The 23042-nt window shown below is 71.6% G+C and carries 21 protein-coding genes and 1 riboswitch; of the genes, 6 read left to right on the forward strand and 15 right to left on the reverse strand.

Annotated features, from left to right (window positions below; genetic code table 11):
• Positions 1-288 precede the first annotated feature (288 nt).
• The 5 genes from PV350_RS06070 to PV350_RS06090 all read right to left on the reverse strand — a co-directional run bounded on the left by PV350_RS06070 (position 289) and on the right by PV350_RS06090 (position 6161).
• A complete protein-coding gene (locus tag PV350_RS06070) occupies positions 289-1359 on the reverse strand; it encodes an SIS domain-containing protein (protein WP_499513876.1) in 1071 nt (356 codons plus the stop codon).
• Between the two features lie 47 nt (positions 1360-1406).
• Positions 1407-2930, reverse strand: coding sequence for a glycoside hydrolase family 3 protein (locus tag PV350_RS06075; RefSeq protein ID WP_499513875.1), 1524 nt, complete (start codon positions 2928-2930; stop codon positions 1407-1409).
• On the reverse strand, positions 2927-3814 hold the full coding sequence (locus PV350_RS06080; protein ID WP_499513874.1) for a carbohydrate ABC transporter permease: 888 nt from the start codon (positions 3812-3814) through the stop codon (positions 2927-2929). Before PV350_RS06080 ends, PV350_RS06075 begins: the two co-directional genes overlap by 4 nt.
• Positions 3815-3819: 5 nt before the next feature.
• A complete protein-coding gene (locus tag PV350_RS06085) occupies positions 3820-4785 on the reverse strand; it encodes a carbohydrate ABC transporter permease (RefSeq protein ID WP_499513873.1) in 966 nt (321 codons plus the stop codon).
• Positions 4786-4883: 98 nt separating this feature from the next.
• The gene (locus PV350_RS06090; protein ID WP_499513872.1) at positions 4884-6161 is read right to left on the reverse strand and encodes an extracellular solute-binding protein; all 1278 of its coding nucleotides are present in this window, start codon (positions 6159-6161) and stop codon (positions 4884-4886) included.
• Positions 6162-6386: 225 nt separating this feature from the next.
• Here PV350_RS06090 and PV350_RS06095 point away from each other — a divergent pair, with 225 nt between their 5' ends.
• The 3 genes from PV350_RS06095 (at position 6387) to mctP (ending at position 9185) form a co-directional block, all read left to right on the forward strand.
• The gene (locus tag PV350_RS06095; RefSeq protein ID WP_499516940.1) at positions 6387-7166 is read left to right on the forward strand and encodes a GntR family transcriptional regulator; all 780 of its coding nucleotides are present in this window, start codon (positions 6387-6389) and stop codon (positions 7164-7166) included.
• A gap of 133 nt (positions 7167-7299) precedes the next feature.
• The gene (locus PV350_RS06100) at positions 7300-7557 is read left to right on the forward strand and encodes a DUF3311 domain-containing protein (protein WP_499513871.1); all 258 of its coding nucleotides are present in this window, start codon (positions 7300-7302) and stop codon (positions 7555-7557) included.
• Positions 7554-9185, forward strand: a complete 1632-nt coding sequence (mctP, locus tag PV350_RS06105; RefSeq protein WP_500333079.1) for a monocarboxylate uptake permease MctP — start codon at positions 7554-7556, stop codon at positions 9183-9185. The genes PV350_RS06100 and mctP overlap by 4 nt, the downstream gene beginning before the upstream one ends.
• A 57-nt stretch (positions 9186-9242) precedes the next feature.
• On the opposite strand, the gene PV350_RS06110 is transcribed toward mctP, so the two are convergent.
• Positions 9243-10214, reverse strand: a complete 972-nt coding sequence (locus PV350_RS06110; RefSeq protein ID WP_499513869.1) for a GlxA family transcriptional regulator — start codon at positions 10212-10214, stop codon at positions 9243-9245.
• A 247-nt stretch (positions 10215-10461) separates the two neighbouring features.
• A riboswitch (cobalamin riboswitch) is annotated at positions 10462-10621 on the forward strand.
• Between the two features lie 130 nt (positions 10622-10751).
• Between PV350_RS06110 and PV350_RS06115 the strand changes: the two genes are divergently transcribed.
• Both PV350_RS06115 and PV350_RS06120 read left to right on the forward strand, forming a co-directional pair.
• The gene (locus PV350_RS06115) at positions 10752-13136 is read left to right on the forward strand and encodes a ribonucleoside-diphosphate reductase subunit alpha (protein WP_499513868.1); all 2385 of its coding nucleotides are present in this window, start codon (positions 10752-10754) and stop codon (positions 13134-13136) included.
• Complete coding sequence (locus PV350_RS06120) at positions 13136-14146, forward strand: ribonucleotide-diphosphate reductase subunit beta (protein ID WP_499513867.1); 1011 nt, start codon at positions 13136-13138, stop codon at positions 14144-14146. The genes PV350_RS06115 and PV350_RS06120 overlap by 1 nt, the downstream gene beginning before the upstream one ends.
• Positions 14147-14195: 49 nt before the next feature.
• On the opposite strand, the gene PV350_RS06125 is transcribed toward PV350_RS06120, so the two are convergent.
• From PV350_RS06125 to PV350_RS06165, 9 genes are all read right to left on the reverse strand, one after another.
• Complete coding sequence (locus PV350_RS06125) at positions 14196-14984, reverse strand: hypothetical protein (protein ID WP_500333080.1); 789 nt, start codon at positions 14982-14984, stop codon at positions 14196-14198.
• Between the two features lie 66 nt (positions 14985-15050).
• Entirely contained in the window at positions 15051-15671 is a 621-nt protein-coding gene (def, locus tag PV350_RS06130) for a peptide deformylase (protein WP_499513865.1), read from the reverse strand.
• Between the two features lie 73 nt (positions 15672-15744).
• Positions 15745-16716, reverse strand: coding sequence for a tetratricopeptide repeat protein (locus PV350_RS06135; protein WP_499513864.1), 972 nt, complete (start codon positions 16714-16716; stop codon positions 15745-15747).
• Between the two features lie 232 nt (positions 16717-16948).
• Positions 16949-18160: an HD-GYP domain-containing protein gene (locus PV350_RS06140; protein ID WP_500333081.1), complete on the reverse strand. Its 1212-nt coding sequence runs from the start codon at positions 18158-18160 to the stop codon at positions 16949-16951.
• Complete coding sequence (locus PV350_RS06145; RefSeq protein WP_499516939.1) at positions 18157-19458, reverse strand: HD-GYP domain-containing protein; 1302 nt, start codon at positions 19456-19458, stop codon at positions 18157-18159. The genes PV350_RS06140 and PV350_RS06145 overlap by 4 nt, the downstream gene beginning before the upstream one ends.
• A gap of 120 nt (positions 19459-19578) precedes the next feature.
• Positions 19579-19899 (reverse strand): mycothiol system anti-sigma-R factor, encoded by a 321-nt coding sequence (gene rsrA, locus PV350_RS06150; RefSeq protein ID WP_499513862.1) that lies wholly within the window; start codon positions 19897-19899, stop codon positions 19579-19581.
• On the reverse strand, positions 19896-20555 hold the full coding sequence (locus PV350_RS06155; protein WP_026251453.1) for a sigma-70 family RNA polymerase sigma factor: 660 nt from the start codon (positions 20553-20555) through the stop codon (positions 19896-19898). Before PV350_RS06155 ends, rsrA begins: the two co-directional genes overlap by 4 nt.
• Before the next feature lie 232 nt (positions 20556-20787).
• Positions 20788-21420, reverse strand: a complete 633-nt coding sequence (locus tag PV350_RS06160; RefSeq protein WP_500333092.1) for an alpha/beta hydrolase family protein — start codon at positions 21418-21420, stop codon at positions 20788-20790.
• 38 nt (positions 21421-21458) lie between these two features.
• A complete protein-coding gene (locus tag PV350_RS06165) occupies positions 21459-22274 on the reverse strand; it encodes an SOS response-associated peptidase (RefSeq protein WP_499513861.1) in 816 nt (271 codons plus the stop codon).
• 54 nt (positions 22275-22328) lie between these two features.
• Between PV350_RS06165 and PV350_RS06170 the strand changes: the two genes are divergently transcribed.
• Positions 22329-23024, forward strand: coding sequence for a M50 family metallopeptidase (locus tag PV350_RS06170; protein ID WP_499513860.1), 696 nt, complete (start codon positions 22329-22331; stop codon positions 23022-23024).
• The last annotated feature ends 18 nt before the right edge of the window (positions 23025-23042 follow it).

The raw sequence follows: 23042 nt of genomic DNA on the forward strand, positions 1-23042 counted from the left end.
ATGATCTGACTGCGTCACCTTGTGGACAGGCGTTAGTGGTCTAGTCCAGAATTGACGTACAACCGAACTTCCATCCTTCCCGCACAGAAGGGTGGAGCGAGGCCCCGGCGCTCTCTGCCCTGACTGCGCCAGGCCTCATGGTCGGCCCTGACGGGCCGCGGGAACCGCACATCCCGCGTGCCACGGGCCGACGGCAGCTCCGGGCTGCGGTGCTGGGCGGGTTGAGGGTCCCGTCCCGGCGCCGCGGCCCGAAGTGGTGTCAGGGCCCTTTCCGGCCCGCCCTCCGGCTCAGCGCGTCTCGGTCACCTTCGCCAGCGCGCGCGGCGCATCAGGGTCCTGGCCGCGGGCGATGGTGATCTCGTAGGCCAGCATCTGCAGCGGGAGGATCTCCAGGATCGGCTGCACCTCCTCGGCCACGCCCTCGGTGGGGAGGACGAAGCCGGCGGAGGCGGCGTCGACCGACGCCTGGTTGCCGATGACCACCAGATCGGCCCCACGGCCGCGGAGCCGGTCCAGCACCGGCTGGAGCGCCTCGCCGCCCTTGCCCTCGGTGACGATCGCGATGACCGGGGAGACGTTGTCGACCATGGCCAGCGGGCCGTGCAGCAGGTCGGCGCCGGAGAAGGACAGAGCCGGGATGTAGCTGGTCTCCATCAGCTTCAGCGCGGCCTCCTTCGCGGTCGGGTAGCCGTAGCCGCGTGAGGTGAGCACCAGGCGCTCGGCGAAGCGGTAGCGCGCGGCGAGCGCCCTGACCTCGTCCTGGCGGGCGAGGATCTGCTCCGCGAGTTCCGGCAGGACCTTGGCGGCGTTGCCGTCGCCGCCCCGCAGCCCCTCGACGAACAGGTAGAGCGCGAGCAGCTCGGCGGTGTACGTCTTGGTCGCCGGCAGCGCCTTCTCCGGGCCGGCCAGGACGTCGATGTGGAACTCGGAGACCTCGGCCAGCGGCGAGTCGGCGTTGTTGGTGACCGCCAGGGTGATCGCGCCGGCCTCGCGGGCGGCCCGGGTCGAGGCCACCAGGTCCGGTGAGCCGCCGGACTGGCTGACCGTGACGACCAGGCAGTCCGTCAGGTCCGGGCGCGCGCCGTAGGCGGTGGTGGTCGACATCGACGTCAGCCCCGCGGGCTTGCCGAGGACCACCTCCACCAGGTACTTGGCGTACAGGGCCGCGTTGTCGGAGGTGCCGCGCGCGGTGAGCAGGACGAAGCGCGGTCCGCGCGCGGCGATCCGCTCGGCGGTCCGCCGGATCCGCGGGGCGCCCTCCTCGAGGATGCGGCGCAGCACCGCGGGCTGCTCGGCCATCTCGCCGGACATGATCCGGCCGGGCATCGGCTGCTGCTCGGCCGGCGACGGGGCGGACATTCTCGGGGCCTCCAGGTGGATCCGGAACGGATGTGCCGCGGCGGACCTCAGTCGCCGGCCTCCTTGCCCGCGATGACCTCCGCGGCCGCCCGCCCGCACACGCGGGCGGCGCCGTGGGTCGCGATGTGCAGCGCGCCGGACGGTGCCGCCTGGGGAACGCCCATCTCCACCACCACAGTGTCCGGACGGGCGGCGAGCAGCGCGCCCAGCGCCTCGGCCATCCAGGGGTGACGGTGCACGTCACGCACCACTGCGACGATCCTACGAGTCCCCGCCGACCGCAGCACATGTGCGGTCAGCGCGTCACCTTCGCGAAAGCTCCCGGTCACCGTGCCCGGGAAGATCCGGTCGAGCTCGGCGGCGACGCCCCACGGGGTCTCGTCGCCGACGGCGATGTTGGCGACCGGGGTGAACGCTGCGACGTACGGCGCCTCGGCGACCGGCAGGTACGCGTCGGTACGGGTCACGCGCAGGGCGCGGCGGGCCGCGACCAGGCCGATTGCGGGGTCCGGTGCCGCGCTCGCCGGAGCCGCGGAGCGCTCGGCGGCCCAGGCGGCCAGGCTCCGCACCCGTCCGGCGGCGTCGGCGAGCCGCTCCCGGGGCAGGTCGCCGTCGCGCACGGCGGCGACGATGGCGTCGCGCAGGGCGACCACCGTCTCCTCCTCGGCGAGGCCGCCGCCCACGCAGATGGCGTCGGCGCCGGCGGCGAGCGCCAGGACGGTGCCGCGCTCGATGCCGTACGCGTCGGCGATGGCGCGCATCTCGATGCCGTCGGTGACGATCAGGCCGTCGTAGCCCAGTTCGTCGCGGAGCAGTCCGGTGAGCACGGCGGGGCTGAGGGTGGCCGGGCGGTCCGGGTCGAGGGCGGGCACGAGGATGTGCGCGCTCATCACGGCCTTGCTGCCGGCGGCCAGGGCGGCCCGGAACGGGGCGAGTTCACGGGCGTGCAGGGTGTCCGGGTCGACGTCCACCCGGGGCAGGGCGTGGTGGGAGTCGACGGAGGTGTCGCCGTGACCGGGGAAGTGCTTGGTGCAGGCGGCGACCCCGGCGGACTGCAGGCCCTCGACGTACGCGGCGGTGTGCCGGGCGACGAGCAGTGGATCGGAGCCGAAGGAGCGCACGCCGATGACCGGGTTGCGGGGGTCGGAGTTGACGTCCGCGGACGGCGCCCAGTTGAGGTTGACCCCGCACTCGGCCAGCCGGCGGCCGAGTGCGGCGGCGACGTCGCGGGTCAGGGCGGTGTCGTCGACGGCGCCGAGGGCGAGGTTGCCGGGGAAGGAGGAACCGCTGCGGGCCTCCAGCCGGGTCACGTCACCGCCCTCCTCGTCGGCGGCGATCAGGACGTCCGGCCGTACCGCGCGCAGCTGCGCGGTGAGCGCGGCCAGTTGCCCGGGCGACTCGATGTTGCGGGCGAACAGGGCGACGGAGCCCAGTCCCTCGGCGAGCCTGCGCAGCAGCCACTCGGGTGCGGTGGTGCCGTGGAAGCCCGGCTGCAGGACGGTGAGGGCGTCGCGGACGAGGTCGCCCGGATCCGCGGTGCCGTCGTGGATCTGGCTCAAGGTCTCGGTCATCCCTTCACCGCCCCGGCGGTCAGTCCGGCGGCGACCCTGCGCTGCACGATCAGGAAGAAGATCACCACGGGCACGCCCATCATGGTCGAACCGGCCATCATCGGCGCGTAGTCCGTGCCCCGCGAGGTGACGAAGTTGCCGAGCCACACCGTCGCCGTCTGGTGCTCCTGGCTCATGATGAGCATCGCGTACAGGTACTCGTTCCACGCCTGGATCAGCGCGTAGATGGAGGTGGCGACGAGGCCCGGGGCGAGCAGCGGCAGGATGATCCGGAAGAACGCGCCCATGCGCGTGCAGCCGTCGACCATCGCCGACTCCTCCAGCTCCTTGGGGATGTTGACGATGAATCCGCGCAGCGTCCACACCGTGAAGGGGAGCACGAAGGTCAGGTACGTGATGACGAGCCCGGAGAGCTTGTCGATCTGGTCGATCTGGTTGAGCAGCAGGAAGACCGGGATGATCATCGCCACCAGCGGCACCATCTGCACGGCGAGGATGGCGACGATCACCGCCTTGCGTCCGCGGAAGACGAAGCGGGAGATGGCCAGCGCCGCCAGCAGCCCGATGACCAGGCCGAGGCCGACGGTGGAGCCGGCGACGATCAGGCTGCGGCCGACCGATCCCCAGAAGTCGCCGACGTCGAGGGCGTCGGAGAAGTTCTGGAAGGACAGGCTGGTCGGGAAGAGCTTGGGGTCGGGGTCGATGGCGTCCTTGGCAGGCTTGAACGCCGTGTTGAGCATCCAGTAGACCGGGAAGCCGGAGACCACCACGACCAGCAGGCCGAGCAGGTTGTAGACCGTCCGCCCCTTGCGCCGGGGCCGCCGGGCGGCGCGCGCCGCCGGAGCGGCGGCCGGCACCCTCTCGGCGGGAGCCGTGTCGAGCATGGCCGTCACTCCACCTCTCCGATCTTCAGCATCTGGCGCATGTAGACGGCCATCACCCCGAGGAGGAGCAGCACGGTGATGACGGCGATGGCCGCGCCCGCGTCGTAGTCGTTGGCGACGAAGGCCTGGTCGTAGGAGTAGGTGGTGAGGACCTGGTACGCGGGCTCGGGGTGGCCGTCGCGCATGAGGAAGACCTGCGGGAAGACGCCCATGTCCCAGATGACCGACAGCGTCGTCAGCATGACGATGATCGGCTTGAGCACCGGCAGGGTGACGTGCCGGAAGACCTTGACCGGCCCGGCGCCGTCCATGCGGGCGGCCTCCTCCAGTTCCTTGGGCACCTGGGTGAGGCCGGCGTGCAGGGTGATGGCGACGAAGGGGATGGCGCCCCACACCACCATGAGGGTGATGACCAGGAAGCCCTGCTTGGTGTCGGTGAACCAGTTGTGGCCGCTGAGGTCCACCCCGGGCAGCCGGCTGAGCAGCCAGTTGAGGACGCCGTAGTCGCTGTCGAACATCCACTTGAAGATGGTGATGGCGACGACCACGGGCATCGCCCAGCTCGCCACCAGCACGATGTTGATCAGCGCCTTGACCCAGGGCGAGACCCGCTGCATCAGCAGCGCCACCCCCATGCCGACGACGAGCGTGAGCAGAACCGCCGCGAGGGTGAAGAGCAGCGTGCGCAGGACGACGCCCCAGAAGACCGAGTCCCCCAGAACGTGGGTGTAGTTGGCGACTCCCTGCCAGTCGCCGGGCAGCCCCTGCCAGAGCTCGGCCTGCCCGTACTGCTTGAACGAGAGGGTGACCAGCCGGACCAGCGGATAGCCGAGGACCAGCAGCAGGACGCCGATGGTCGGCGCGAGCAGCGTCCACGGGAGCGCGGCTCCGCCGAAGCGGCGTGGCCTGCGGCCCGGTCCCGCCGGCCGCGGGCGCGGCACCTTGTCCAACGGTGTGTCAACGGCACTCATCATGTGCTCCTCGGCTACTCCAGTCCCTGGCGTCGCGCCGGGGCCGGCCGCCCTGGGGCGGCCGGCCGGCGTCGATCACTGTGTTGCCCGTGTGCCGGTCAGCCGGCGTTGATCACCGCGTTGATCTGCTCGTCCGCGGACTTGGTCGCGTCCTCGATGGACGCCTTGCCGACCGCGATGTCGTTGAGCATGTTCTGCAGGATCTGCTTCTTCTCGACCTGCAGCCAGCCCGGGGCGGTCGGGACGAACCAGGTGTTCTCGTTGGCCCGGGCGGAGGCCGCCGTCGCCGGGTCGTCCTTCAGCGGGGCGAGCAGCGACTTGGCGTTGGGCAGGTTGCCCTTGGAGATGAGGACCTTCTGGGCGGCGCTGTTCGTGAAGCCGTTGATCCAGTCGGCGGCGAGGTCCTGCGCGGCGGACTTGGCCGGGATGACCAGGTCGGAGCCGCCGATGAAGTTCGGCAGCAGTTCGCCGTTGGGGCCGGGCAGCGCGAAGGTCTCCAGGTTGTCCTTCAGCTTGCCGGTCTTGTCGGTCTTCGGGTCGGCGGCGGCGCCGCCCTCCCAGCTGGCGCCGTAGATGAGCGCGGACTTGCCCTGGCCGTAGACGATGTAACGGTCGGACTCGTCCTTGTTCTTGTCGCCGTGGAAGTACGCGTCGAGGACGCCCTTCCAGGTCTTCAGGCCCTCGATGGACTTGGGGTCGGAGAGGGTGGCGGTCCACTTGCCGCCGTCCTCCTTGGCGACGTCGCCGCCCGCGTCCTTGACGAAGGCCAGCGCGGTGTACCAGTCGCGGCTGGGCTGGTACCAGGCGGAGAACTTGTCGCCGTTCTTCTTCTGGATCTTGTCGAGCGCGTCGGTCAGCTCGGCCCAGGTGGTGGGGGCCTTGGTGACGCCGGCCGCCTTGGCGACGTCCTTGCGCCAGGTGCCGACACGCGCACCGGCGTAGTAAGGCACGCCGTAGGTCTTGCCGTTGTACGTCACGGAGCCCTCGAGGGCGTCCAGCCAGTCGCCGGAGTTCTCGAACTTGCTCTTGTCGACGGGCGCGAACGCGCCCTTGACCAGGTAGCCGAGGGTCTCGGTGTTGCCCATCTCGACCACGTCCGGCACCTTCTTGGTGGCGAGGACGGCGTCGAGCTTCTGGTTCTTGGCGGTCCACTCGTAGTACTCGTGGTGGATCTTCACGCCCTTGTGCTCGGCCGTGAAGGCGTCGTCCGCCTGCTTGACCAGCTCGGGCCAGTTCTTCTGTGCGTCGACCGTCAGCCAGACGGTGATCTCCTTCGGCGCCGAGGCCTTGTCGGAGCCCTTGTCGTCCGAACCGCAGGCCGCAACGCCGGCGACCATGACGGCGACACCGATCGCCGCGATCAGCTTGCGCTTCACAACACCCTCCCCAGGGCAGTGAGTACCAAGTGGTGTAGACCAGTGCCCGAAGCTTGGCCTAGACCTTTAGGGGTGTCAAGGGTGTATAAGAGCACCGGACGCGTCCGTTACCGGACCGACATCTGGGCTCGTAACGCGATATGAGCCCGGCCCGTGCCACGATGTGAGCCGCGAATGACGGAGGAGCCGGTGACGGCAGCACGACAGCACTCGGGAGCAGAGGCGATGGAGACGGACGGCGAGGCCGGCACAGCGGTTACGGAGACCGCGGAGGCGCCCGGGACCGTGGCCGGACGGACCGCGCGGGTGCCCAAGTACTACGGTCTGAAGCGCCATCTGCTCGAACTGACCCAGACGATGCCCCCCGGCTCCCCGGTGCCCCCCGAGCGCACCCTGGCCGCCGAGTTCGACACCTCGCGCACCACCGTGCGGCAGGCGCTGCAGGAACTGGTGGTCGAGGGCCGCCTGGAGCGCATCCAGGGCAAGGGCACCTTCGTCGCCAAGCCCAAGGTCTCCCAGGCGCTGCAACTGACCTCGTACACCGAGGACATGCGGGCCCAGGGCCTGGAGCCGACCTCACAGCTGCTCGACATCGGCTACATCACCGCCGACGACCGGCTGGCCGAACTGCTGGACATGAAGGCCGGCGGCCGCGTGCTGCGCATCGAGCGCCTGCGCCTGGCGAACGGCGAGCCGATGGCCATCGAGACCACCCACCTGTCGGCCAAGCGCTTCCCCGCGCTGCGCCGCAGCCTGGCGAAGTACACCTCGCTCTACACCGCCCTCGCCGAGGTCTACGACGTCCGGCTCGCCGAGGCGGAGGAGACCATCGAGACCTCGCTCGCCACCCCGCGCGAGGCGGGCCTGCTGGGCACGGACGTCGGGCTGCCGATGCTCCTGCTGTCCCGGCACTCGATCGACACCGGCGGCGAGCCCGTGGAGTGGGTGCGCTCGGTCTACCGCGGCGACCGCTACAAGTTCGTGGCCCGCCTGCAACGACCCTGACTCCCGCGCGGTTCCCGGGTCTTGTAGATCGTTCCCATACCGCAATGCGGGCAGGTAGTGACGCGCCTCCCGTCCTGACTCTAGATTGCCTGCGCATTACACAGGAGTAAGAGATCAGGACGGAGCCGTAGCAATGTCCGAACCATCCGGAACCTCCGGGCGGCCACCGGTGGTCACCACCACCCGCGTGATCGCCGGTGTCTGCCTCGTCATCCCCTTCGTCGCCATGCTCTGGGTCGGCTCGTACGCGAAGCTGACGCCGGAGTTCATCGGCATCCCGTTCTTCTACTGGTACCAGATGCTGTGGGTGTTCCTGTCCTCCGGACTGACGTACGCCGCGTACGTGCTGGTCCGTCGTGAGGAGCGGGCACGGAAGGAGGCCACGAAGTGAAGGACGGGGTCAACGGCGTCGCGCTCGGCGTCTTCATCTTCTTCTTCCTGGTCGTGACGGTCCTGGGTTTCCTGGCCGCACGCTGGCGCAGGGCGGAGAACGCGCTGCACCTGGACGAGTGGGGCCTGGGCGGCCGCAGCTTCGGCGGCTGGATCACCTGGTTCCTGCTCGGCGGTGACCTGTACACGGCCTACACCTTCGTGGCGGTGCCGGCGGCGGTCTACGCGGCGGGTGCGTCCGGCTTCTTCGCCGTGCCGTACACGATCCTGGTGTACCCGCTGATCTTCACCTTCCTGCCGCGGCTGTGGTCGGTGTCGCACAAGCACGGCTACGTCACCACCTCCGACTTCGTGCGCGGGCGGTTCGGTTCCAAGGGCCTGTCGCTGGCGGTGGCGGTCACCGGCATCCTGGCCACGATGCCCTACATCGCGCTGCAGCTGGTGGGCATCCAGGCCGTGCTGGACGTGATGGGCGTGGGCGGCGGCGAGTCGTCCAACTGGTTCGTCAAGGACCTGCCGCTGCTGATCGCCTTCGGTGTCCTGGCGGCCTACACCTACTCCTCCGGCCTGCGGGCGCCGGCGCTGATCGCGTTCGTGAAGGACACGCTGATCTACATCGTCATCGCGGTGGCGATCATCTACATCCCGATCAAGCTGGGCGGCTTCGACGACATCTTCGCCAAGGCCGGCGACGCCTACTCCCAGGTCAACCCCGCCACGGGCAAGCCGCGCGGATCTTTGGCGCCGGGCGACACCGCCCAGTGGGCGTACGGCACGCTGGCGCTGGGGTCGGCGCTCGCGCTGTTCATGTACCCGCACTCCATCACCGCCGTGCTCTCCAGCCGCAGCCGTGACGTCATCCGCCGCAACACCACCGTGCTGCCGCTGTACTCGCTGATGCTGGGCCTGCTGGCGATGCTCGGCTTCATGGCGCTGGCCAGCGGTGTCGGGGCCGGGGTCAAGGGCTACAACGGCCAGCTGGCGATCCCGCAGCTGTTCGAGAACATGTTCCCGTCCTGGTTCGCGGGCGTGGCCTTCGCCGCGATCGGCATCGGCGCGCTGGTGCCGGCGGCGATCATGTCGATCGCCGCGGCCAACCTGTTCACCCGCAACATCTACAAGGACTTCCTCAAGCCGGACGCCACCCCCGCGCAGGAGACCCAGGTCTCCAAGGTGGTCTCGCTGCTGGTCAAGGTCGGCGCCCTGGTCTTCGTCCTCACCATGGACAAGACGGTCGCGATCAACTTCCAGCTGCTGGGCGGCATCTGGATCCTGCAGACCTTCCCGGCCCTGGTCGGCGGCCTGTTCACCCGGTGGTTCCACCGCTGGGCGCTGCTGGCGGGCTGGGCCGTCGGCATGGTCTACGGCACCTGGGTGGCGTACGGCGTCGCGAGCCCGGCCCAGAAGCACTTCGGCGGCTCCTCCGACACCATCCCGGTCATCGGGCAGATCGGCTACATCGGCCTGACCGCCTTCGTGCTCAACCTGGTGGTCACCGTCGTCCTCACCTTCGTCCTGCGGGCCCTGAAGGCCCCCGAGGGCGTGGACGAGACCAGCAAGAGCGACTTCACCGCCGACGCCGGCGACCCCGGCGTGCAGAAGGACCTGCCGGTGGGCGCCGGTCACTGACCGCCGCTCCGGCCACGATCACGGGCCGCCGCCCTGGGACGGGGCGGCGGCCCGTCGTCATGCCGTACGGGCCGGCTCCGGGCAGCGGAAGGTGCGGCGGTACGCCTGCGGGGTGGTGCCCACCCAGCGGGCGAAGTGGTGCCGCAGGGTCGCCGCGTTGCCGAAGCCGGCGCGCGCGGCGACGGCGTCCACCGTCTCGTCGGTGCCCTCCAGCAGCTCCCGTGCCAGCAGCACCCGCTGGCCCAGCAGCCAGCGGTACGGCGTCGTGCCGGTCTCCTGCTGGAAGCGGCGCGCGAAGGTGCGCGGCGACATGTGCGCCCGGGCGGCCAGCTCGTCGACGGTGACCTCGCGGTCCAGGTGGCGCTCCATCCACGCCAGGACCTCGCCCACGGTGTCGCAGCGCGTGCGCGGCAGCGGGCGGTCGACGTACTGCGCCTGGCCGCCCTCGCGGTGCGGGGGTACCACCATGCGCCGGGCGATGGCGTTGGCCACGTCGCTGCCCTGCTCCTTGCGGACCAGGTGCAGGCAGGCGTCGATCCCGGCGGCGGTGCCGGCCGAGGTGATCACCGGGTCCTCGTCCACGTACAGCACGTCGGGCTCGACCCGCACCCGGGGGTGACGCCGCGCCAGTTCCTCCGCGTGCCGCCAGTGGGCGGCGCAGCGACGGCCGTCCAGCAGGCCGGCGGCGGCCAGCACGAAGACCCCCGAGCAGACGCTGAGCACCCGCGCCCCGCGCCCGACGGCGCGGTTCAGCGCCTCCAGCAGCTCCGGCGGGTACTCCCGGCGCACGTAGGAGTCCCCGGCGGGCACCGCGACCAGGTCGGCCTCCTCCAGCCGTTCCAGCCCGTGCCGGGTGCCGATGGTGAACCCGGCGGACGAGGTCAGCGTCGGGCCCTCCGCGGACGCCACGGCGAAGTCGTACGCCGGCAGGCCGTCGTCCGACCTGTCGATTCCGAACACCTCGCAGACCACCCCCAGTTCGAAGGGATGGACACCGTCGAGCAGGACCACGGCCACGTTCTGCAGCATGTGTCCAGGATGGCAGAGGGCTCGCGCGGGCGTGGCAGGATTTCGAGGTAGCACGTCGGTCCTGCCACTCCCGGCGGGGTCGCGCGAGGAGCACAGTCGAAGGCATGGAAACCTTCCTCGCCACCGTCACCGCACTGGTCTTCTTCCTGGCCCTGGCGCTCGCCGCCCTGACCGGGCACGTCCACGACTCCCGCGACGGCCATGACTGGCACCGGTGAGTCCGTCACTGTGTAACCGCACCGACACAACATCTGGTGGTGTCACGGGCGGGCGCCACTAGATGTATGCTCAACTCCGCTGTCGCCGCAGGGGAAGCCGGTGGGAATCCGGGACTGCCCCGCAACGGTGTGCGGGCGCCTGAAGGCGTGCCCGCGAGTCCGAGTACCTGCCGACGGCACCGTCCGGCGCGCCGCCCGGACGGTGAAGTGTCCGGGCCTCGCGGGTTGGGCCGGCGGACGCGCCGCGGCATGCCCTGGCCTGCCCCGCGTGCGCCCCGTCGCTCCTCCGCGTCGCCGCCGTACGAGGGAGAGAGCACACGTGACCATCGCGCCCGCCGCACCCGCCACCGCATCGGAACCTGCCTCAACCGGAGCCGATCTGCTGCGCGTCCTGACGGAACTGACCGCAGACCTCCCCGACACCGACCCCGGCCGGGTCGCCGCCGCCGCGCTGCGCGGCCGCAGCGCCACGGCGGACGAGGCGGAACTGCGGGCGCTGGCCACCGAGGCCGCCGCCGGGCTGATCGCGGAGGACCCGCAGTACTCGCGGCTCGCCGCCCGCCTGCTCGCCCTCGCCGTCGCCGACGAGGCCGCGGGCGAGGGCGCCGTGTCGTTCTCCACGTCCATCGCGGTGGGCCACCGCGAGGGCCTGATCGCCGACGGCACCGCCGCCTTCGTCGCCGAGCACGCCGCGCGGCTTGACGCCCTGGTCGACGGCGCGCTCGCCGACGGCGCGGACGACCGCTTCGGCTACTTCGGCCTGCGCACCCTGCACAGCCGCTACCTGCTGCGCCACCCGATCACCCGCCAGGTCATCGAGACCCCGCAGCACTTCATGCTCCGCGTCGCCTGCGGCCTGGCCGAGGACCGCACCGGCCGCTCGGTGGACGAGGTCGCCGCGCTCTACGGCCTGATGAGCCGGCTGGACTACCTGCCCAGCTCCCCCACGCTCTTCAACTCCGGTACCCGGCACCCGCAGATGTCCTCGTGCTACCTGCTGGACTCCCCGCTGGACGAGCTGGACTCCATCTACGGCCGCTACCACCAGGTCGCCCGGCTGTCGAAGCACGCCGGCGGCATCGGCCTGTCGTACTCCCGCATCCGCTCCCGCGGTTCCCTGATCCGCGGCACCAACGGCCACTCCAACGGCATCGTCCCGTTCCTGCGCACCCTCGACGCCTCCGTCGCCGCCGTGAACCAGGGCGGCCGCCGCAAGGGCGCGGCCTGCGTCTACCTGGAGACCTGGCACGCGGACATCGAGGAGTTCCTGGAGCTGCGCGACAACACCGGTGAGGAGGCGCGCCGCACCCACAACCTCAACCTGGCGCACTGGATCCCGGACGAGTTCATGCGCCGCGTCGACACCGACGGCACCTGGTCGCTGTTCTCCCCCGCCGACGTGCCCGAGCTGGTCGACCTGTGGGGCGAGGAGTTCGACGCCGCCTACCGCAAGGCCGAGGCCGCGGGCCTGGCCCGCAGGACCCTCCCCGCGCGCGAGCTGTACGGCCGCATGATGCGCACCCTCGCGCAGACCGGCAACGGCTGGATGACCTTCAAGGACGCGTCCAACCGCACCGCCAACCAGACCGCCGAGCCCGGCCGCGTGATCCACTCCTCCAACCTCTGCACGGAGATCCTGGAGGTCACCGACGACGGCGAGACCGCGGTCTGCAACCTCGGCTCGGTCAACCTCGGCGCCTTCGTGGGCAAGGACGGCGGCGCCGGGGAGGAGGTCATCGACTGGGAGCGGCTGGACGCCACCGTCCGCACCGCCGTGACCTTCCTCGACCGCGTGGTGGACATCAACTTCTACCCGACCCGCGAGGCCGCCTCCTCCAACGAGCGCTGGCGCCCGGTGGGCCTGGGCGCGATGGGCCTGCAGGACGTGTTCTTCAAGCTGCGGCTGCCCTTCGACTCAGCCGAGGCCAAGGCCCTGTCCACGAAGATCGCCGAGCGCATCATGCTCGCCGCGTACGAGGCCTCCTGCGACCTGGCCGAGCGCCACGGCCCGCACCCGGCCTGGTCGCAGACCCGTGCCGCCCGCGGCGTGCTCCACCCGGACCACTACGACACCGAGGAGAACTGGCCCGAGCGCTGGGCGGCGCTGCGCGCCCGCGTCGCCGCCACCGGCATGCGCAACTCGCTGCTGCTGGCCATCGCCCCGACCGCCACGATCGCCTCGATCGCGGGCGTGTACGAGTGCATCGAGCCGCAGGTCTCCAACCTCTTCAAGCGCGAGACGCTCAGCGGTGAGTTCCTGCAGGTCAACTCCTACCTGGTGGACGACCTGAAGAAGCTCGGCGTCTGGGACGCGCAGACCCGCGACGCCCTGCGCGAGTCCAACGGCTCCGTCGAGGGCTTCAACTGGATCCCCGCGGACGTCCGCGAGCTGTACCGCACCGCCTGGGAACTCCCGCAGCGCGCCCTGATCGACATGGCCGCGGCCCGTACGCCGTACCTCGACCAGAGCCAGTCGCTCAACCTCTTCATGGCCGCACCCACCATCGGCAAGCTCAGCTCGATGTACGCGTACGCCTGGAAGCAGGGCCTGAAGACGACGTACTACCTGCGCTCCCGCCCGGCCACCCGCATCGCCCAGTCCGCCCGCGCGGCCGCCCCCATCCCGCTCCAGCAGACGACGCCCGACGCCGACGCGATCGCCTGCTCCCTTGAGAACCCCGAGTCCTGCGAGGCCTGCCAGTAATGAGCTCCACCAAGAGACTGCTCGACCCGGGCTTCGAGCTGACCCTGCGTCCGATGCGCTACCCGGACTTCTACGAGCGCTACCGCGACGCCATCAAGAACACCTGGACCGTGGAGGAGGTCGACCTCCACTCCGACGTCGCCGACCTCGCCAAGCTCTCCCCCGGCGAACAGCACATGATCGGCCGGCTGGTGGCCTTCTTCGCCACCGGCGACTCGATCGTGGCGAACAACCTCGTGCTGACCCTGTACAAGCACATCAACTCCCCCGAGGCGCGGCTGTACCTGTCGCGGCAGCTCTTCGAGGAGGCCGTGCACGTCCAGTTCTACCTGACGCTGCTCGACACCTACCTGCCCGATCCCGAGGAACGCACGGCCGCGTTCGCGGCCGTGGAGAACATCCCCTCCATCCGCGAGAAGGCGCAGTTCTGCTTCCGCTGGATGGACTCGGTGGAGTCCATCGACCGCCTGGAGACCAAGGAGGACCGCCGCCGCTTCCTCCTCAACCTGATCTGCTTCGCGGCCTGCATCGAGGGCCTGTTCTTCTACGGCGCCTTCGCCTACGTCTACTGGTTCCGCTCGCGCGGCCTGCTGCACGGGCTGGCCACCGGCACCAACTGGGTGTTCCGCGACGAGTCGATGCACATGGACTTCGCCTTCCACGTGGTCGACACCGTCCGCGCGGAGGAGCCCGAGCTCTTCGACGAGGAGATGGGCAAGCAGGTCACCGCGATGCTGGAGGAGGCCGTCGAGGCGGAACTCCAGTTCGCCCGCGACCTGTGCGGCGACGGCCTGCCCGGCATGAACACCGACTCCATGCGCGCGTACCTGCAGTGCGTCGCCGACCAGCGCCTGGTCCGCCTCGGCCTGCCGGCCCGCTACGGCTCGGAGAACCCCTTCTCCTTCATGGAGCTGCAGAACGTCCAGGAGCTGACCAACTTCTTCGAGCGCCGCGCCTCCGCGTACCAGGTGGCGGTCGAGGGCTCGGTCTCCTTCGACGACGACTTCTGACCGACTGAACGGGTGGGGCCCGGCCTGATCGGCCGGGCCCCGCCCGCGGTCACTTCAGGGCGACCGCGTCGGCGGCCGAGGTCACCTGGGCCGTCGTGGTCGTGCCCGGGAAGAACCAGCGCCAGTTGCCCGCCGCGGTGGCGGTCACCTTGGTGCTCAGCGAGCCGTTGCTGCTCGTGGTCGCCGTCTTGACGGTGCTCCACTTCGTGGAGCCCGCCTTCTTGAACTGCAGCTTCACGGGCTGCCCCGCGTAGCCCCAGTACTTCAGGCTCTGCCAACTCGCCCGCGTGAGCTTGCCCTTGACGGTGAGCTTGCCGCCCTTGGCGACCGGCTCCGGGCCCGCGTCGGTGGTGAGCACCGAGGCGCGCTTCACCTTGAACCGGGCGATGTCGTCGCTGATCCAGTAGTCACGGTCGTTCGCGTGCACCGTGGCGTCGACCCGCCAGACACCCGCGACCTGGTTGGCGTTCCAGTCCGGATCGCCCACCACCGACGAACGGATCGACGTCGGGTCGATCAGCAACGTGGCCGTGCACACCGACGTGGTGGCGCTCTTCTTCACGCAACGGGTGTCGAACGCGTCGGCGGGGCCCCACGCGTTGGCCGTGTTGAAGGCACCCACCCGCGAGACCTTCTTGACCCCCGAGTTGTCCCTGATCGTCATGACGATCGGGAACTCGACGGCCTTCTTCGTCCCGACGATCACATTGGTGCCGTGGTCCACCACGGTCTTGATGACCCGGATGTCCCCCCGCCCCTCGGCGTGCGCGGCTGGCGCCGTCAGGACCACCATCGCCGCAGCACCCGCCGCCGCGGCCGTCAGCGCTCTGTGTCGCATGTCCCTCCCCTGCTCGTCCCCGGCGCGATCATGCCGGGGGACGAACAGGTTAACGGCAGGAACCGATCAGTCGTTCGGGACGGTCTCGTACTTCGGCGTCAGCTCCGCCATCTGCTTCAGCGCGTCCTTGCGGTCCCGCTTGGAGAGCCGGTCGATGTAGAGGTACCCGTTGAGGTGGTCGGTCTCGTGCTGCAGGCAGCGGGCGAAGAAGCCCTTGCCCTCGATGACGACGTCGTTGCCGTGCAGGTCCTGGCCGCGGCAGACCGCGTAGTCGGGGCGCGGCAGTTCGGCGTACGCGCCCGGCACGGACAGGCAGCCCTCGTTGCCGTCGTCCAGGACGCGGCGCTCGGCGGGAAGGTCGTCGACGACGGGGTTGACCACGTGGCCGACGTGGCGGACGCCGTCGTCGTCCGGGCAGTCGTACACGAAGACCCGCAGGGGCACGCCGATCTGGTTGGCGGCGAGGCCGACGCCCTCGGCGGCGCGCTGGCTGGCGAACATGTCGTCGATCAGCGTGGCCAGCTCGTCGTCGAAGGACGTGACCGTCTTGCACGGCTGGTGCAGCACCGGGTTGCCGACGACCGTGATGGGGCGGACGGTGCCGCGCTCGCGGTGGGCGGCCTCACGCTCCTCCGCGTCCGTCACGTCGTCGGTGAATGCGGTCTGCTCGGTCTCCTGCTGCGACATGGTCCGTCGTACGCCTTCCTGGGGCCTTCTCCAAAGCTCAATAGCCCATCAAGGGTACGTGCCCGCGACGGTGTCAGCAGACCTCTTCGAGATCACGCCAGTCCCGGGTGTCCGGACTGTCGGCGACCCAGCTGTCCAGCAGCCCGCGCACCAGGCCGACCGGGGCGGCGATGCCGCACTCGCGCTCGGGGGCCCACAGGGCGCCGGGGGTGCGGTGGCTGAGGTGGCCCGGGTGACCGGGTTCGCCCTGGTCGTGCGGGTCGCGGGAGGCGTCGGAGCCGTCGTCGGTCGGCATGCGGCTCTCGGAGCAGGTGCGGCAGAGCAGCCGTACGGAGGACGACCAGTCCTCGGCGGCGTACCCGGCGTCGGCGGCGAGCTGCTCCAGGGCGTCGCGGTCCGACTCGGTCGCCGCCTCCAGCAGGACGAGCCAGGTCGGCACCGGCGAGGGCGCCCACAGCTCGATCTCGTCGAAGACGGGGTACGTGGCGCCGCCGGCGGTGCGCCGCTCACCGTGCGGGACGCCGTCGTGGAGCACGACCTCGCCCCAGCGGCGGCCGGAGGACGGCAGCGGGATGCTCAGCACCTCGATGCGGGCCGGGTCGATCCGGCGGCCCCAGACCACCTCGGCCTCGCCCTCCGGGGAGAGCCGCACCGCCGAGCTGCCCAGCTCCATCTCGACGGGGCCGGTCCCTGACGCGTCGGGCCGCAGCCCGTACGCCTGCCAGGCGCGGCGGGCGAGCGGCCAGTCCTGCAGTGCGGTGGCGGCGATGCCGACGTTCCACCAGTCGGGGGCGCCGGGCGCGCGGTCCAGCAGGGCGACGGCCCGCAGGCCGGTGGTGCGGGCCTGCTCCCAGTCGTGCCGGAACTTGTGCAGCAGCGCGAGGTTGTACCAGGACTCCGAACGCCAGGGCTCCAGGTCGGCCGCACGGATCAGCAGCGCACCGGCGTCCTCGTACCGTCCGTCGCTGATCAACGTGAACGCCCGGTCGGTCGCCTGCCGCCACGTGGCGGAGGGCCGGTGCCGTGCCCTGCCGAAGATCCTCAAGGTGTCCCGCCTGCCGTTCGCTTTCGCTGGTGCCCCACGGTGCCCCGTCCGTCCCCCCACGTCCCGTGCTCAGCGGTGCTCATCAGTCCTCCTTGCCATCGGCAGGGCCTGTCACACACGGCCGGGCGCGTCGGTTTGGCAGCATCGCCGCCATGGTGCGCCTCTTGAGCGCTCTGCGCCCCTGCGGGCATCCAACCATGCCCCTTGGTGCGCCCGCTCATTACCGGTGGGTTCACTGCCCGGCCCGGGCAACGACCCTGGTCAGCGCCTCGACCACGCGAGGGTCGTATTCGTGCGCGGTATCGAGGCGTAACCGCTCCAGCGCCTGCAGCCCCCGGCCCACGGCGGTGCCGCCTCCGGCCAGGTCCTCGTAGGCGTTGGCCGTACGCACGATGCGTCCCGCGAGCGGTTGCTCCCGGTACGGATCGGCCTGTCCCTCCACGATCCGCGCGACTTCCTCGGGCGCACCCGTCCGGCGTACGACCTCCGCGCCGAGCAGGGCGATGCGGCGCCGTTCCACCTGATCGAGGGACGAGGTGGCACCGCCGGACACGGGGTCGACGAGGGAGAGCTGGCCGATGTCGTGCATCAGCGCGGCGTGCTCCAGGGCCGCCAGCGACCGTCCGCCCAGGCCGAGTTCCCGTCCCATGGCGTGGCTGAGCTCGCTGACCCGGCGGGCGTGCCCCACCGGGGTGTAGCCGGCGACCTCGGTGGCCCGGGCCAGCGAGGCGATGGTCTCCCGATGGGTGGCCCGGATCGCCGCGTGCCGCCGGAAGGCCGTCTGCGTCAGCAGCAGCGGCACCCCGCACACGGGCAGCGCCCACAGCCCGGCCGCCTGCTCGGCCTGCGCCAGCACGACCCCGCCGGCGCACACGGCGGAGCCGACGCCCGGCAGGACGGCCAGTTCGTCGCGGAGGACGGAGGCGAAGGGATGCCCGGTGCGGGCGGCGCCCAGCACGGCGGCCAGCACGGCGTCGCACAGGATCGTGCTGGCCAGCAGGAGGACGGCGTAGCCCGGATGGCCGCCGCTGCCGCCGTAGAGCGGCTGCCCGGTCGCCGCGGCGAACGCCACCGTCAGCACGCGCCGTGCCGCCGCGTCCCGTGGCGCGCCCCTCAACTGCCCGGCGACCACCGCGGCGGCGGAGACCGCCACCACCACCGCCACCGCCTCGGCCGCGAGCAGCGCGTACGCCAGGGCCCCGGCGAAGGCGACGGGGGCTGCCTCCCGTCCCTCGGGCTCCGGGATCCGGAAGGCTTCGCCGACCACGACCAGCGCCCCGAACGCGGCGGCCGCCGCGGGATCGGCCACGCCGTGCGACGCCGTCCAGACCAGGGCGGCGCCGCCCACGGCGAGCGCGACCCCGTGGACGGCGAGCACGACGAAGGGCGTGCGTCTGCGACGGCGCCGGTGGTCGCCGCCTCCGCGGCGTCCGGTGGCGCTCACGGGCGCGGCTCGGGGGTACGGCCGGGCGGGGCCTCGCGGCGGGCGTGGCGCCGGGTCTGCGCGGGGGCGAAGGGTTCCGGCTCGTCGGCGGTGACCGCCGGGTTCCAGCCGTCCCGCCGGACGGCGCGGATCAGGGCCTGCACCATGAGGGGGTCGAAGTGGCTGCCGGCGCAGCGGCGCAGCTCCCCCAGGGCGTCGTCGACTCCGCGGGTGGCCTGGTAGGCCCGCGTGGAGGTCATCGCGTCGAAGGCGTCCGCCACGGCCACCAGCCGCGCCGAGGACGGGATGGCCTCGCCGGCCAGGCCGTACGGGTAGCCCGATCCGTCGAGGCGTTCGTGGTGGTGGAGGATCGCGGTGCGGGCGTCGTCGAGGAAGGCGATGCCGCGCACCATCTCGTGGCCGTAGCCGGGGTGCAGCTCGATGATCCGCCGCTCCTCGGGGGTGAGCGGGCTGTCCTTGCGCAGCACCCGGGTGGGCACCCCCAGCTTGCCGATGTCGTGCAGGATGCCGGCCAGCCGCAGGGCCTCCACCCGCTCGGGCGGCAGTCCGATCTCGCGGGCGATCAGTGCCGACGCCCGGCCGACGCGCTCGCTGTGGCCCCGGGTGTAGCGGTCCTTGATCTCCACGGCCTGCACCAGCGCCCGCACCGTGGCCTGGTGCGCGGCCCGCTCGCGGCGCGCCTGGCCGACGACCCAGCGCGCGATGTGCGTCGGCAGCAGGGCGAGGACCGCGGCCACCGCCCCGTACGGGCCCTGCCAGAGCACCGCGGCCATGAGCCCCACCAGGCCGTAGGTGAGGTGCGGGGCGAGCGGTTCGAGCAGGGCCTCCCGGAAGGCCACGGCCGGGGCGGTGCGCTCGGCGGTGATCAGCACGCCGGCGGTGAGGGCGGCGGAGTAGAGGCAGAAGGCGAGGACGGCCGCCAGCGCGGGCACCAGCAGTCCCGGCAACCGCGCGAAGTCGCCTTCCCCGAAGGCGTGCCGGACCTGGGCCGCGGCGGCCGTGGCCAGGGCGAGCTGCGCGGCGTGCCAGACCCGGCGCACCGGGCCCGGCTCGCCCCGGACCGGCGCGAGGAGGCCACCGGGTACGGCGACGAGTGCGGCCGCGCCCGGGGGAAGCAGGAGCGCGGCCGCGAAGAGCACCGGGGGCAGGGACGCCCCCGTCCGTTCCCCTGCCGCGTAGACCACCGCCAGCACGGCCGCGGTCGCCCAGGGAGTGCCCTCGTGGGGGCCGGTGACGAGGGCGCCGCACGCCGACACCACGACGAGCGGGATGTACACCCGCGCCGCCGCGGGGAGCATCCGGACCGTCCGCTTCGCACGCACCCCACCGAGGCTAGGGGCGCGGCCGTCGCGCGGTGGGCGAGCGGCCGCGATTCCCGCCTTCGGGTGATCCCGGGTGGCTTGCCTGTACGGGCTGCGTCAGCCGGCCGGGAAACCGGTCGGCGTGCTGCCGCCGTCCGCGGGCTCCGGCACCGGCGCCACCTCGCCCGCGCGGATCAGCTCGATCCGCGTGAGCACCTTGGACCGCAGGTCCGTGGGCACGTCGTCGTGCCCGCAGCAGCGCTTGACCAGCTTCTTGACGGCCTGCTCCAGGCCGTACTTCTCCAAGCAAGGGTGGCACTCGTCGAAGTGCTGCTTGAACTTGGCGCAGGCGTCGTCGGACATCTCGTTGTCCAGGTACTCGTAAAGATGTTCGAGTACCTCGGAGCAGTCCGTCTCATGCGGGTTGCCGCAGCTCATGTGCCCGAGCCCTTCTCATCTCCCGCGCCCGCCGGGACGAGCCCGCGCTCCCGCGCGTAGTCCTCCAGCAACGAACGCAGCTGCCGCCGCCCCCGGTGCAGACGGGACATCACCGTACCGATGGGGGTTCCCATGATGTCGGCGATCTCCTTGTAGGCAAAGCCCTCGACGTCCGCGAGATAGACCGCGATCCGGAATTCCTCCGGGATCGCCTGCAGCGCCTGCTTCACGTCCGAGTCGGGAAGGTGGTCCAGCGCCTGGGACTCGGCGGAGCGCAGACCCGTCGACATGTGCGACTCGGCGCGGGCCAGCTGCCAGTCCTCGATCTCCTCCGTGCCGCTGCGCTGGGGCTCGCGCTGCTTCTTGCGGTAGGAGTTGATGAAGCTGTTGGTGAGGATGCGGTACAGCCACGCCTTCAGGTTGGTGCCCTCACGGAACTGGTGGAACGACGCGTACGCCTTCGCGTACGTCTCCTGCACCAGGTCCTCGGCATCGGCCGGGTTGCGGGTCATGCGCAGCGCCGCCGAGTACATCTGGTCCAGGTACTCCAGGGCGTCCCGCTCGAAGCGCGCGCTGCGCTCGACGTCGGACTCCGGAGTCACCTGCACCTCAGGCACCTCGGACGGGCTGTCGTCGTTGCCGCTGACCGGACCCACCTCCTCCACGACGGTCACGGGGCCGTAAGCGGACCCCACGCCATCGGAGGATATCCCGGGCGGGATCGGCGCGCTGTTCCTGTCCGCCCCGCCCATCGCCGGCCACTCCGGCCACGACAGGTAGGGCGCCTCGGCACGGGCGCGGCACTCGGCTCTGACCATCCGGCTGCCTTCCTCACTGTGCGTACGTTCTTTCGCGTGGACGACTCGCACAACACGGGTCGCGCACCGCTCATTCCCGAAGCGGGGGCAGTTCCTCCAGCCAGCCCAGCACCGCGTCCGTGATGACGCTGAGTGCTGCCTCCTGGGTGAGGTCCGCGGACTTCGGCACGGTGAACCCGTGGTCGCCGTGCGGCACCTCGACCGGCTCGTACCCCTCCGGGAACTCGTCGGGGCGGCCGAAGGGGTCGCGCCCGCCCTGCAGGGCCAGGACCGGCACCCCGGCGCCGGTCAGCTCGCCGGCCCGGGACTTCTCCGGCTTGCCCGGCGGGTGCAGCGGGAAGGACAGCGCCAGCACCGCGACCGCGCCCAGCTCCACCGCCGTACGGCAGGCCACCCGGGCCCCCGCGCTGCGGCCGCCGGCGACGACCGGCAGGCCGGGCCGGGCCAGTGCGGGCCACAGCGCCGTCCACGCGGTGTCCAGGGTCTTCGGCGCGGGCGCCACCTTCTTGCCGGCCACCCGCCAGGGCTGCTCCACCAGCGCGACCGTCCAGCCGCGCGGCGGCAGGGCACCGGCCAGGGCCTGCAGGTCACGGGCCTCGACGCCGCCTCCCGCACCGTGGCCCAGCGCCACGACGGCGCGCGGCCGGCGGGCCCGGTGCCAGAGGACACGGGCGTCCCCCACGGGCGTCGGCACGGTCTCCATGATCTCGCTCACAGCGGCCAGTCTGGCACCGCGGGCGGTCAGAACAGGGTCGCCTCCTCGGGCGCCTCGATCGGCTCGACCAGTTCGGGCCCGTTGTTGCGGACGTTGCTCACCTCGGTGCGCACGGGGTACGCGCGCAGCAGGCCGGGCCGCGGCGGCACGAGCAGGCCGCGCAGGTCCGCGACGTCGGTGCGCGCGGGGTCGAGCCAGTCGTCCCAGTGCTCCGGGGTGATCCACAACGGCATGCGCGGGTGGATCTCGGCCAGGGAGCGCGGGCCGCCGGGGCGCTCGTCGGCGTCGGCGAAGGGCTCGGTCTCGGCCTCTGTGGTGATGACGGTGCAGGTGACCCACCAGGCGCGCGGGTGCTCGTCGGGCAGGGTGCGGTCGCGCCAGAACTCGTACAGCCCGGCCATCGCGAAGACCGAGCCGTCGACGGGGGTGACGAAGTACGGCTGCTTGCGGGGCCGCTTCTTCCTCCCCTCCTCCTCCAGCTGCCGCTCGTCCCTGCCGGTGACCCACTCGAAGTAGCCGTCGGCGGGCAGCAGGCAGCGGCGCGAGGCGAAGGGGCGCCGGTAGGAGGCCTTCTCGTGCACGGTCTCGGCCCGGGCGTTGATCATCTTCACGCCGACGTCGGGCGTCTTGGCCCAGCTCGGCACCAGCCCCCAGCGCAGGGTGCGCAGCTGGCGCACGATCTCGCCGGTCTCCTTGTCGGGCCGCTCCAGCACCGCGTAGGTGCTGTCGGTCGGCGCGACGTTCCAATTGGGGTCCAGCGCCTCGGTGGGATCCCATTTCCGCACGTCGAAGAGCCCGACGAGATCCTCGGGCCCTCGGCTCGCTGCATATCGACCGCACATGAGTGCCAGATTGCCACGGCGCGGACACAGCCGGCCGTCGTATGGTGCGGAACCGTGCAGCTCTTCGACTCCATCTTCGGCACCCAGCCCGCGCCCTCCCCCTGGCTGGTCGGCGCCACGGCGGCCGTCGCCCTCGCCGCGGTGCTGCCGCACGTCCTGTGGCGGCTGTCCCGCAACGCGATCACGATCGCCCACGAAGGCGGCCACGGCCTGGTCGCCCTGCTGTCCGGACGCCGTCTGCAGGGCATCAGGCTGCACTCGGACACCTCGGGCCTGACCGTCTCCCGCGGCAAGCCGTACGGCCTCGGCATGATCCTCACCGCGGCGGCCGGCTACACCGCGCCGTCCCTGCTGGGCCTCGGCGGGGCCCTGCTGCTCGCGGCGGGGCACATCACGGCACTGCTGTGGGGGGCGACGGCCCTGCTCCTGGTGATGCTGGTGATGATCAGGAACGCGTACGGGGTGCTGACCGTCCTCGTGACCGGCGGCCTCTTCCTGCTGGTGTCCTGGCTGACCGAGCCCGGGGTCCAGGCGGCCTTCGCCTACCTGGTGGTGTGGTTCCTGCTGTTCGGGGGCGTACGGCCGGTCCTGGAGCTCCAGCGCAAGCGGCGCGGTGGTGCGGCGCCCGGATCGGACGCGGACCAGCTGGCCCGGCTGACGCACACCCCGGCGGCACTGTGGATGCTGTTGTTCTACGCGGTGGCGCTGCTGTCGCTGTTCGGCGGCGGCCGCTGGCTGGTGGGTCTGTAGGCCTTGCGAGCGGGTATC

Origin of the sequence: Streptomyces sp. PA03-6a, assembly GCF_033792765.1 — a bacterium.
GTDB lineage: Bacteria > Actinomycetota > Actinomycetes > Streptomycetales > Streptomycetaceae > Actinacidiphila.